The following is a 12611-nucleotide window of genomic DNA, read 5'->3' on the forward strand; positions in this document are numbered from 1 at the left end:
ACAAATTTTATGTTTATTAATATTCACTTAAAGGCTCCTTAAAATAAGAAATCTATGATTCTAGTGAGTAGGATAATAGATTAAGGGAGGAATGGGCTTGTGTCTTTAAAAAAGAGGATAGCAAGGAGGGCTTTTGTCGTCTTTGTTATAGGGGTATTTTTCTTTTCTACTTATTTTCCAGCATTTCCAGGTTTAACGATTTATGCAGCAGAACGAACTGGGGAAAAAGTAGATGAAAGCACACTAACAACAGAAACGGATAGCACGTTAGAAGCATCAGAAACAGAAGAAACAACACCAGAGCAAGAACAAGAAGTAACAAACGAAGAGGAAAAGGCTCATTTAGAAGAGGAGGAATCATCGTCTTCTAAACAGGAGGAACCAGTAACGAAAGAAGAAAATAAGCAGCAGGAAAATGATGTGAAAGAGGAAAAAACTGAAGAAAAAGCAGAAGAACCACTAACCGAAATAGAACAAGAGCAAGAAGAAAATCAGCAAGAAACCATTGATTATGCAAAGCTACCACCACTACTTATTACTGAGTTAGCGCCTGATTCACAAGGAACCGATAACTTTGAATTTATCGAACTCTATAATAACACCAATCAACCGATTGACTTAAATAGCTATTATTTTTATTACCATTACATTGGTGGTAGTACTCCGGACAAAATAATGTCTATTCCAGCAACGACGATAGCACCTCAACAATCTATTGTCCTTTGGTTTAATGTAAAAGATCTTAAAATAGAGGATTTTAACAAGCATTTTAGCACTTCCTTAACAGAACAGCAAGTCATTTCCTTTAAAGGAGATTTTCCTGGATTTGCTAATGGTGGCAATAGAGGAGTTGTGATAAAAAATCTCGATGGTCAAGAAGTAGTATCCGCTACATATTCATCAGGTGAAACAGATAATACCGGTTTAGATGTTCATTACGCTTTTCCAACAGAAGGAACAGAAATGGTAAAGCAGCAAGTGAAAGCTTCGCCAACACCAGCTGTATTAGGAGATGGACAAGTTCCAACTGAGCCGCTGCAGGAAAATCCAAAAGGAGAAGATACAGAAGCTCCAGTTATTACGCATGAAGCAAAGACAACAGCTAAAGCGGGAGAAGCGATTTCATTCGAAGCAACAATAGTAGATGAATATAAAAATCCATCCGCTATCTTGTATTATCAAGTAGAACCAGATCAAATATATAAGGCAATCGAGATGCAGCAAGATTCAGCAAATCCGCACAAATTCACAGTTAACATACCAAAAGAAGATGTGCAAGGTAATATTGCTTACTATCTCGAAGCAACAGATAATAAAAATATTGCTAAAACATCAACGTATACGATTGAACTAGAAAAAGAAGAAGCGCCAGAGCCAGCTGATACATATAGTGATCGTCCGCTCTTGATTACAGAGCTTGCTCCTAATTCAATTGGTGGTGGAACCGATTATTACGAGTATTTTGAGCTATACAATAATTCCAATCAACCGTTAAATTTAGCTGCTTATTCTTTTTACTATGTATATACAGATCTTTCAAGAGAGCCAGTTTTATTCCAATTGCCAGCAACAGAGATGAAGTCAAAAGAAAAGCTTGTTTTTTGGTTTAATAATGGGGATAAAACGTTAGAGGATTTTAACAAGGAATATGGGACAAACCTTACAAGTAATGAAGTAGTTATGTTTACTGATAAAGCCTTCCCAGGATTAGCTAATGGCGGAAATCGTGCACTTGAAATAAAGGATTCCGATGGGAAAGTGATGATTTCAGCTAGTTACTTAGGCTCTGAAAATGACAATGATGGCAAAGTGGTTCATTATCAATTTCCTCAAGAAGGAATGGAAATGGCGAAATACAAAGTGTTAGCAGATCCTTCTCCAGGAACAATTGAAGCGAATCAAGTTCCAACAAATGTTGTGGAATTACCAGAAGTACCAAAAGATACGGAGCCACCGGTTATATCTCATAATCCAATTCAAACAGCAAAGGCATTTACCGCAATGACGATCGAAGCAATTGTAACCGATAACGAGGTAGCAAATCCAATTGTAACTTTATTTTATAAAAAATCAGCAGATGACAATTTTAAATCTTTAGCAATGTCTAAAGATGCGCAAGGTCGTTATTCGATATCCATTCCGGCGGCTGAAGTTGATGGGGAAATTGTCTATTATATCGTTGCCAGTGATGGAATCAACGAAAGTAAAACAGAAGAATACAATATTTCTGTGGAAGAAACAGACATTGATTTTACCAAGATTCCTAAACTACTCGTGACAGAGGTAGTGCCAGATAGTGCAAATGTGGGAACTGCGGATGGATATGAATATGTTGAAATCTACAATAATACCGATAAAGCGATTAACTTTAAGGATTATAAAATTCAATACAGATATAACGCTGATCCTGCAACAGATGTCATTTGGCCTTCTATTCCAGATAATGTCGTAATCGAACCACAAAAAACACTGGTATTTTGGATTATTAATGCACAAAATGGCGAAATGACAGTCGCTGATTTTAATGCGAATTACGGTACTAGTCTTGTAGAAAATAAAGACATTGTTCGAATAAAAAGTGACGGTATGGCAAATGGCAGTATGCGTGGATTAGTTATCGCTACGAATACAAAAGAAGAGATAAACGTTGCTTATTATAATGATGAGGCGACACAATTAGATACGGCAATGAATATGGGAATTCTTTATAAGTTTCCTGAGGATGGTTCTACCCAATCGGTAAAAATTAGTGCAAAAACAAAACTAGGAACACCAGGAACTGTAGAACCGACACAAGTACCAGCACAACCGGTCCATGTTGAAGATGATACTGTGCCACCAACTTTAACAAATGCTACAAATATTCAAGAAATCAATCAAAATGATGATGTAACAATTCGTGCAAAAGCGACTGATGACAAGGGGATTAAATCTGTTGTTCTGTATTACCGTACAAACGATCAAGCGGATTATGAAAAATTACTTTTAACAGTAGATCCAAGTGACATCGAATATTATGTTACGACTTTATATGCAGCAAACTTTATTGCTAAAGAAAGCATTGAATATTATTTTGTGGCAACAGATGGGCAAAATGAAGTAACTTCCGAAAAATATGTCATCCACATTAAAAATGATAGTAGCAATGAGCCTATTCATTTAAATGTCAAAGAGGATGATATCTTATCTGGAAATGTTATTTTAAAAGCAACATCAAAAGAAAATAAAGCAGATGATGTAGAGCTTTTTGTGGATGGAAAAAAAGTGGAGCAAAGCTCGTACAGCTCTTTGGAATCTCAAGCTTATCTTGCCGTTGATATTAGCGGGCTAAATATGTATTTTAAAAATGCGATTACAATGGGTGATGAAATAATTTATTTATTGGATAAGGATAATAATTCCGATTGGAAAACATTTACGATTCCGATTGATCCAAATAAATTGTCCATCGGAGAAAATATCATTACTGTACGTTCTGGTAATAAAGCATCTCCATTTCAATTAGATGAAAGTGAAGAAAATAGAGATGACTATAACTTAAGAAATGTTCGCTTAATTTTAGCAGATGGTACAGTTATTAGGGATCCGAAAAAGGCGAATCCTGTTCAAGTATTTGATATGGGAGATGATGGTACTTACCGCCCATTCGAAGACTTTACTTTTACAATAACAGAAGAACAAGCGAAAGCAAAAACGTACCTCTGGGAAACGACAGCTGTTGCAGATGGAGCTTACAGCATTAAAGCGGCAGATAAAGAAAATGAAGTAACTGCAACGGTTCAAGTGGACAATACGGCACCAGTAATGAAAACAAATATGGAAGCAAATAAGGAATACAAGGGAGCCTTCGCGATTGAAGCAAGTGCAGTAGATGGAATCGCTGGAGTTGAATCATTAGAAGTAACATTAGATGATGAAAAAATTAGTGTTCCATTTGACACTGCTTCCTCAAAGCTTGCTCCAGGAACGCATGATTTAAAAATGGTGGCAGTAGATAAGGCTGGTAATAAAGCAGAGACTGTTATCTCGTTCTCTGTTACAAATGAAAATCCTAATAAGCCTGAATTAATTGCACCAGCTAATAATGCAGCAACGGCAGTAGATGGAGATCCTGCATTAAAAGTTAAAGTAACGGATCCAACTGAAGATTCAATGGATGTTACTTATTATAAAGGGTATAAATATGAAGCGAAGGATAGTCAAGTAAAATCATTTGAAAATGCTAGCGATACAGAACCGCCAGTAGAGCTTATACCCGCTGGAGAAAAGGCGTTAACTGCTGAGGATGTTTCCGCTATTACTTCTTTAGACGGAAAGTACTTAACAACAGATTCTAGTACACAATTTCCTTACCATCGCTTTGAAGTGGAACTAGATTCTTCTATCGATGAACAAGATCAAGTCGAGTTAGTGTGGAATGGAAAATCATTAGAAGGAAGAAAGGTTTCCATGTATGCATGGAGCATACAAGAAAATAAATGGAAACTATTAACCTATAAAATTGCAGGAGCAGAGGATTTTGCATTAAAAGCAGATGTGCATATAAGTGAGTTTGCCGATGTGGCTAACAAAATCAATGTGTTAATTCAAGACGAAATTCCGAGTTCTCCAGATGAATATGATTATACATTTGTCTGGATGTCTGATACCCAATACTATTCAGAAAGCTATCCATATATTTATAAGCGACAAACAGAATGGATTGCCGAAAAACAAGAAGAGATGAAAATTAAGTACGTCTTGCATACTGGAGATGTAGTGGACGAATCGGATGACGAGCAACAATGGCTTTACGCAGATGAATATATGCGTGTTTTAGAAGACAACGGTGTTCCATATGGCGTACTTGCAGGAAATCATGATGTAGATCAATTGTCTAATGACTACACAGAATTCTCTAAATGGTTTGGAGAAGATCGCTTCAAAGATCAACCCCATTACGGAGAATCCTATAAAGATAATCGCGGTCATTATGACTTAATATCAGCTGGTGGAAATGATTTCATTATGATTTATATGGGCTGGGGTGTAAATGATGAGGATATGCAATGGATCAATGATGTGTTAAAACAATATCCTGATCGAAAAGCAATTCTCAATTTCCATGAATACCTATTAGTTTCTGGAAATCGAAGTCCGATCGGAGAAGAAATTTTCCAAAAGGTAGTAGAAAAGAATGAAAATGTATTTCTTGTGTTATCCGGACATTATCATGACTCAGAGACGTTAATCAGTGAGGTTGATGATGATCAAGATGGAATTGCTGATAGAAAAGTCTATCAAATGCTCGGAGACTACCAAGGTGGTCCGGAAGGCGGACAAGGCTATATGAAACTCCTTCATTTTGATCAAAAGAATAACCGTATCCTTATTAATACGTATTCACCATATCTTGATGATTATAATTTCTATGAACCAGATGAATATCCATTAAAAGATGAATTAGTGATTGATTTTGATTTAACTGTGCAAGAAAAACAAGTAGCGACCGATTACTTTGCGGTAAATGTTTATACGAATGAAGAAATCGGCCAGCAAGAGAATGTAGCAAGCGGCGATACTTCTGAAGTTGTTTGGAAAAACCTTGAAGAAGGGCAAACCTATGACTGGTATGTAATAGCTGCAGACAATTATACAGGAACAGCTATTTCTGATATTTGGTCATTCACAAAAGGACAGCCAGCACCAGAAGTACCTTCAGAACCGGGTGATGGAGACGGAGAAGATGGAGGAAGCGAAGACCCGACGATCCCGAATCCAGATGATAATGATGGCGGAAGCGAAGACCCGACGATCCCGAATCTAGATGATAATGATGGAGGAAGTGAAGACTCGACGATCCCAAATCCAGACGGGAACGGTGAAGGAAAAGATCCAAGCAAGGACAATACAAATCAAAGTGGGCAAAAAGATAATCAATCTTCTATCTTACCAAATACAGCAACTGCAAATTATACAATTATGTTGGTAGGAATAGTATTATTGATTGTTGGAATGGTGATAGTTTCCTTCCGAAGGATTCGCAAGGAAGCATAGGGGACTAGAAGATATTACGTCAACTCGATAAAATAGGAGCTACTCAAAGTCAAGTGACTGATTTTGTAGCTCCTTTTTATTGTATAATGAAATTTTAGTAAGCGCATCACCTCAGAAATTCATTAATCCTCTCAATATAACTATCTTTTAGATAGTTATTATATAAAAATCCGGAAAGACGGACAGGATCACCAAAAAAGTATCGCTCATATTGCGTTTGTCTTGTACCGAAAGAGCTCATTGTCAAATCCCAGGCTAATCGAAAAATTTTATTGCGTTCGTCTGCAGATTTACACGTTGCTTGAAGGTATTGATTTAAATCTTTCCCCACTTCAGAGAGAAACATTTTTTCAGTTGGCAATGAAACTAAGCCGCTTGCGCCAATTAATTGAATGATTTCTGAAAATCGGGGATAAATTTTCGGGAAAATATTACTAGCAACTTGAAGCGGTGTTGAACTTGGAATCATCCATCCTTGTTCATTGACCGTAGCGTCGTTCTCTGACTTTTCTAATAGTGCCTTCATCGTTTCTAATCCAATAATGATTTCTGCCATTTTTTCTTGGATATGTTGATATTCGCCTACATCAATTGTATTTATCATTGTTTCTGCTAAGCCTAAAATAAACTCTGTTTTAACAATCTGCCTCGTAATTACTTGATGATAAGCAAATGGGTTAAAAGAGCTTTTTGTTAAAAACATATTGGCAATTCTGATATCACCATAGAAAAATACACGCTCCCACGGTACAAGGACGTGATCAAATACGACAATGGAATCCATTTCTTCAAATCTGGAGCTTAATGGATAATCAATAGTGGAATCTCCTCCTACAAAGGATTCTCTACATAGAAACTTCACTCCTTTTGTGTCTGAAGGTATGGCAAATGCAAATGCTTCCTCTGGGTCAAATTTGGGAGCTCCAAAAACTAAGAGCTCATCTGTAAGTCCTCCCTGTGTGGCTAGAAGTCGAGCCCCTTTAATAATTAGCCCTTTATTATTTTTCTCGATTATTTTTGCTGCAATTGGCTCATTAGAATATTCTAGATACAGACTTGAACGATTTACTTGTGGGGTTATAAATGTATGGGTAAAACTAAGATCTTTTTCTCTTGCTGTTTCATATAAGGATTGGATATGATCGGGGAAACAATTTTCGCTTTCCTTTAATAGGGAAGCAGATGAGGCAAAGCTCATGATAACCGTATTTAAATAATCTGGACTTCGGCCCATCATACCTGCCGTTTCCTTCGCCCACCGTTCCATCATTTTTCTCCTTTTTAACAAATCTTCTTTTGTTTTAGGCTGTAAGTAGGACACACCTACAGATTCACCAGAAAGCGGGGACGAAAAGGTCATTTCCTCCTTGAAGTTTGGATCACATTGCAAATCATAAAGCGATGCTTTAGATTGTAGAATACCCTTAAAAGCAAGATGATCAGAGATATTTTCTATTTTTTCTCCGTCCAGCCAAACTTCCGTATTTAGCTTATTTATTCTTTCTAAAAATGTCTTTCCATTCACTACTCCCATAATTCCCTTCTCCTCATTAATAAGAATGATAAAATACATTATTTTTTAGTATTTTATTAATGTATACAACTTTCAGTGCCAGTTTCATTGAGAATTATGGGGGCGGTTCTATTGCTTCCTTTTTGGAAGAGAAAACAAATAAAAAACTCAGACTGTAGACAAACCCCTAAATTTTAAAAAAAGAAGTTTGTTCCTTTTGTATATAATTTTTTACCTTTTTATTTTTTCACCTTTAAACACTAGTGTTGCATTAATTTAATTCCACTATTAAAAATACTCGAAATGTTCACTTTTATTATTTTATGCATAGAAAAAGTCCTTTATAATGGATAAGTCAGGTGGTAACCCGTCCAAATCCACTAAAAAAGGACCAATCTCATGGACAAGATTACACGAAAAACTTCATTTGGACAATGGTTTTCGCCAATTAATCTTCAATTATTTGAAGAACAGGTGAAAACATTGAAATTAGATTGCTATACGAAAAAGTTAACGACAGAATCATTCCTAAAACTATTACTTTTTGCACAATTAGAAGAAGTTGAAAGTCTTCATGCGTTAAGTGATTGCCTTTTTGATGATCATCTTCAAAAGGAAATCGACCTTGATTCTATAAGCATTTCTCAGCTCTCGCGCCGTTTAAATGGTCTAAATCCAGATTTGTTTCAAAGACTTTTCCTTGATTTAGTCGGACAAATTCACGCCAAAACACACTACACAAAACTTGTCATGCCGTTAAAAATTATTGATTCAAGTACTTTGCCACTAAATTTGACCAATCATAAATGGGCGAAGTTCCGCAAAACTAAGGCAGGCGTAAAGTTACACTTACGCCTTGTATTTATGGAAAAGGGAGAATCCTATCCCGAAAAAGCCGTGATGACAACGGCAAGCGAACACGATCGTGGTCAACTTGAGATTATGGTTGACGATAAAGAATGCATGTATGTGTTTGACCGAGGTTATCTAGACTACGAGCGTTTTGATCGCATGACCGATGAAGGCTACTTTTTTCTTTCTAGGCTACGAAAAAACGCAGTCGTACGGGAGGTTTATGATTTTAAACTACCCAAGGATTCATCTGTTTTGTCGGATCAAATGGTGTTGATTGGTACAACTCAAAACCGAGCTGAAAACTATTTTCGACTTCTAAAAATAATAGATTCAAAAGGTAATGAACTTCATTTAATCACAAATCGTTTTGACTTAAGCGCCGAAGAAATATCGGAAATGTATAAATCACGATGGGCAATTGAGCTGTTTTTTAAATGGATTAAACAACATCTCAATATCAAGAAATTCTACGGTCAAAGTGAATGGGCGATTCAAAATCAAGTGTTTATCGCACTTATTGTTTTTTGTCTTCATGTTCTGGTACAACTCGAAACAAAAAGTAAGCGGAAAACCTTGCAAATTAGCCGTTATTTAAGGGCATCATTGTGGAAACCAGCACATGTCTGGCTTCGCAAAATTGAAGGAAAAGCCATCCCTTAATCAACAAATTGTTGTCGTTGCACAGGTCTAATTGTAAATAAATTTCCAAATGGACAGGAGCCGCCTTTAGAAAGGTAATTACTTTTTTGGCTCTAAGTAGAGTAAACAATTAAACTGAAAATTATGACACTATTTACGCAACACTAGTGACCTTTAAATAAAATTACATATTGGAATTTGAGGGATATAGAGGGACAATTACCATGAATTGGTTGGATATATTCGCAGTAGAATGGTCTTTTTGAATACATACTAAGGATTGAAGTGAAGTATTAGATTAATTTGCGGTTATACGATTTAGTATTCTTTATAGTTAATTCAAAAGATATCATTTCCTATGTAGGATTTTATAGGGAGGGATGGTTCTCCTGCTTTCTTTTTAGAAAATTTAGGAGAATCATCCTTATTTTCATCATTTTCTCATTTTTTTATACTAAAATGGATGAGCAAAAATTTAACAAGGAAAGTGAGAGCGTGAATGAGAACAAGGAAAAGCAAAAAGAAAAAGATATGGATTACTTTAGGAGTAATTATTGGAATACTTGTTATTGGATTAGGGTCTTATGCGTTTTATCTATTTCATAGCGTAGAAGAGACAGCAAACAAAATGTATAATCCTCTTGAAGGTGATTCGAATTCCGAGAAAAAAGCAAGAGAAGAAAAGCTTGATAATACAAAACCAATCTCTATTTTGCTCATGGGTGTGGATGAAAGAAAAGGTGATGTAGGAAGATCGGATACTCTCATTGTCATGACTTTGAATCCAAATAATGATAAAATGCTGATGGTAAGTATTCCTCGTGATACGAAAACAGAAATCATTGGGGATGGGCGAGTGACAAAAATCAATTCAGCCTATGCTTATGGCGGAGTGAAAATGGCTAAGGATACGGTAGAAAATTTCACAGGTGTTAAAATGGATTATTATATCCAAGTAAATATGGAAGCGCTAAGTGATTTGGTTGACGCCCTTGGCGGAATTACTGTTCAAAATGACTTGGATTGGATTGATGAAGGATATTATAAAAAAGGCTATCATTATAAAAAGGGAACTTTAACATTAGATGGTCCTCAAACATTGGGATTTGTTAGAATGCGTCATCTAGATCCAAATGGTGATTTTGGACGAAATGATAGACAGCGGGAAGTCATTTCAGCTATTATTGATAAAGCTACAGGAGTATCAACAGTAGCTCATTTTGATGAAATACTAGATGCACTTGGAGCAAATGTCAAAACAAACATTACGTTTGATCAAATGATGAGCATACAGAAAAACTACCGTGATGTGCGAAAATCCGTAGAGCAATATGAAGTAAAAGGACAAGGCACTCCTCCTGGACAAACCTATTATTTAAATGTTCCAGAAGAAGAAAAAACGAAAGTTCATGATATGTTGAGTGAGAATTTACAATAAAGAAGGTTAAAAAGGTACTAGCTGACAATAGCTAGTACCTTTTTTAGGGGGGACAATTATCCTGTCTCTGTCTTTGCTAAAAGGATGCAATGAATTGCAAATTTCAACAAGTATAGGAATTTCTTCTTATAACCCAACTGCTCTTTCTTATATGGATGAACAAAAAAACTGAAGAAAGCAGTTTTTTTTGTTTTTCTAAATTGTCAGGAAAATTTTCACTATAATAAATATAGACATACTGTATTCCAATAGTAGAGAGAGAAATACTTTATATAGAAAAAAGAAGGTGGTAAGTGAAATGGCGAGAAAGAAGGTCTTAGTAACAGGTGGGGCAGGGTTTATTGGAGGAAATTTTGTTCAATATATGGTGAATAAATATCCGGATTATGAAATTTATAATTTGGATTTACTAACATATGCAGGTGATTTAATAAAGCATAAAACAATAGAAGGAAAGGAAAATTATCACTTTATTAAGGCAGATATTTCGACCCAACAAAAATAACAGCATTAGGCTGGCAGCCAACCTTCACATTTCAAACTGGCATAGCCCAAACTATCCAATGGTATAAATAGAAGCAGTGGGAAGTATCTTCTGCTTTTCATTTAGATTGGATCATTAGGATAATTGTGACTGAATAGGGAATAATATTTCTAAAATGCATGAGGTATATAGCTATTTATTCTTCCTTTTTCTATTCCTGTGGTGCCTCCCGCAAGCAAATAATTTTTTTTCTTGTTAAGCAATTGATATGATTAAGAATGACTTAAACAAGAAAGGATCTTGCAAAATGGCAAATTTAAATATACCTATATCTGTATTAAACCTTGCTCCAATTCGTGAAGGACAAAATTCTAAGGAAGCTATTGAATCAATGGTGGATTTAGCACAAGCAACGGAAAAAATGGGTTATAAACGCTATTGGATTGCTGAGCATCATAATACTTCTACACTTGTAAGTTCGGCAACTGCAATCTTAATTAAGCATACGCTTGAACACACAGATAGTATTATCGTAGGCTCTGGTGGAGTTATGCTGCCTAATCATTCCCCATTAGTGGTTGCAGAACAATTTGGGACGATGGCAACGATTTATCCAAATCGAGTTGATCTAGGTCTTGGAAGGGCTCCTGGAACTGATATGCTGACTGCGAGTGCATTAAGACGCTCTCAAAAGGATTCAGTCTATACATTTCCTGAGGATGTTAACGCCCTTCTTACGTACTTTGGACCTGAAGAAGAACAAGGATATGTAAAAGCTCATCCAGGAGTTGGTACAAATGTACCGATATATATTCTTGGTTCTTCTACTGACTCTGCTTACTTAGCGGCAAGTCTAGGTTTGCCTTATGCTTTTGCTTCTCACTTTGCACCAAGATATATGGCAGATGCAATCAAGATTTATCGTGAACGTTTCAAGCCTTCAAAGTATTTGGATAAGCCTTATATGATGGTTTGCTTGAACTTAATTGCAGCTGAGACAGACGAAGAGGCGGCCGTATTGCAGACGTCTACTCATCAATTTTTCCTAAATGTTGTGCGTGGAACACAAATGCCGCTTCAGCCACCAGTGGATAGTTTAGATGGTCTTTGGAATCCACAGGAAGAAGAAATGGCCAAATCCATGTCTAGCGTGACTCTTTTAGGAAGCAAAGATTCCGTTCGCAACCAGCTTACAGCTTTTCAGGAACGCTTTAATGTCGATGAAATCATGGCAGTTTCTTATATTTTTGATCCTGAAAAACAGAAACGCTCTTATGAGATATTGAGAGAAGTGGTAGAGGGGAAATAGGTTTTACTTGAATGAAATATAGTGATATGAAAAATGGTACTTGCTCTCCTGAGAGCAAGTACCATTTTTCATTATTTCTCTTTATCCTCTTTCTTCTTTTCCTGCTCCTCCGTTATCTCAAAATCACGATCTACCGTTTTGTTTTTTAAATCCTCATTTTTAACCATATATTAACGCCTCCCTTTTTCTTATATATAGACGATTTGAAGGACATTGAACATGAATGAATTAGGCAAAATGGGATTATGTGGGGTTTGGGAGTCGGTGGGATAGTTCTCCAGCTTCCCTAAGCTTAACGCACCTCATAAAAAGAATTGGTAGAACCGTCCCTCCCCCC

At 36.2% G+C, this 12611-nt stretch carries 5 protein-coding genes and 1 pseudogene; 5 read left to right on the plus strand and 1 reads right to left on the minus strand.

All coding sequences use genetic code 11. From position 1 onward, the window contains the following. Positions 1-99: 99 nt before the first annotated feature. A complete protein-coding gene (locus NST60_RS14760; RefSeq protein WP_341099197.1) occupies positions 100-6036 on the plus strand; it encodes a lamin tail domain-containing protein in 5937 nt (1978 codons plus the stop codon). A gap of 106 nt (positions 6037-6142) precedes the next feature. Here NST60_RS14760 and hpaB read toward each other — a convergent pair whose 3' ends face one another. Beyond that, on the minus strand, positions 6143-7570 hold the full coding sequence (hpaB, locus tag NST60_RS14765; RefSeq protein WP_254415780.1) for a 4-hydroxyphenylacetate 3-monooxygenase, oxygenase component: 1428 nt from the start codon (positions 7568-7570) through the stop codon (positions 6143-6145). Positions 7571-7948: 378 nt separating this feature from the next. Here hpaB and NST60_RS14770 point away from each other — a divergent pair, with 378 nt between their 5' ends. The 4 genes and pseudogenes from NST60_RS14770 to NST60_RS14785 all read left to right on the plus strand — a co-directional run bounded on the left by NST60_RS14770 (position 7949) and on the right by NST60_RS14785 (position 12274). Then, entirely contained in the window at positions 7949-9064 is a 1116-nt protein-coding gene (locus tag NST60_RS14770; RefSeq protein WP_016205139.1) for an IS4 family transposase, read from the plus strand. 478 nt (positions 9065-9542) lie between these two features. Beyond that, positions 9543-10481, plus strand: a complete 939-nt coding sequence (locus NST60_RS14775) for an LCP family glycopolymer transferase (protein ID WP_169189256.1) — start codon at positions 9543-9545, stop codon at positions 10479-10481. Between the two features lie 298 nt (positions 10482-10779). Next, a pseudogene (locus NST60_RS14780) lies at positions 10780-10980 on the plus strand (GDP-mannose 4,6-dehydratase); the annotation flags it as partial. Between the two features lie 292 nt (positions 10981-11272). Continuing rightward, positions 11273-12274, plus strand: coding sequence for an LLM class flavin-dependent oxidoreductase (locus NST60_RS14785; protein WP_341099202.1), 1002 nt, complete (start codon positions 11273-11275; stop codon positions 12272-12274). Positions 12275-12611 lie beyond the last annotated feature (337 nt).

Source organism: Niallia sp. FSL W8-1348, assembly GCF_038006745.1.
Classification (GTDB): domain Bacteria; phylum Bacillota; class Bacilli; order Bacillales; family Cytobacillaceae; genus Niallia; species Niallia alba.

Bases quoted from the DNA above. Each gene is read 5' to 3' on its own strand.
- hpaB (WP_254415780.1), bottom strand. From the start codon at position 7,570: ATGGGAGTAGTGAATGGAAAGACATTTTTAGAAAGAATAAATAAGCTA.
- NST60_RS14770 (WP_016205139.1), top strand. From the start codon at position 7,949: ATGGACAAGATTACACGAAAAACTTCATTTGGACAATGGTTTTCGCCA.
- NST60_RS14775 (WP_169189256.1), top strand. From the start codon at position 9,543: ATGAGAACAAGGAAAAGCAAAAAGAAAAAGATATGGATTACTTTAGGA.
- NST60_RS14785 (WP_341099202.1), top strand. From the start codon at position 11,273: ATGGCAAATTTAAATATACCTATATCTGTATTAAACCTTGCTCCAATT.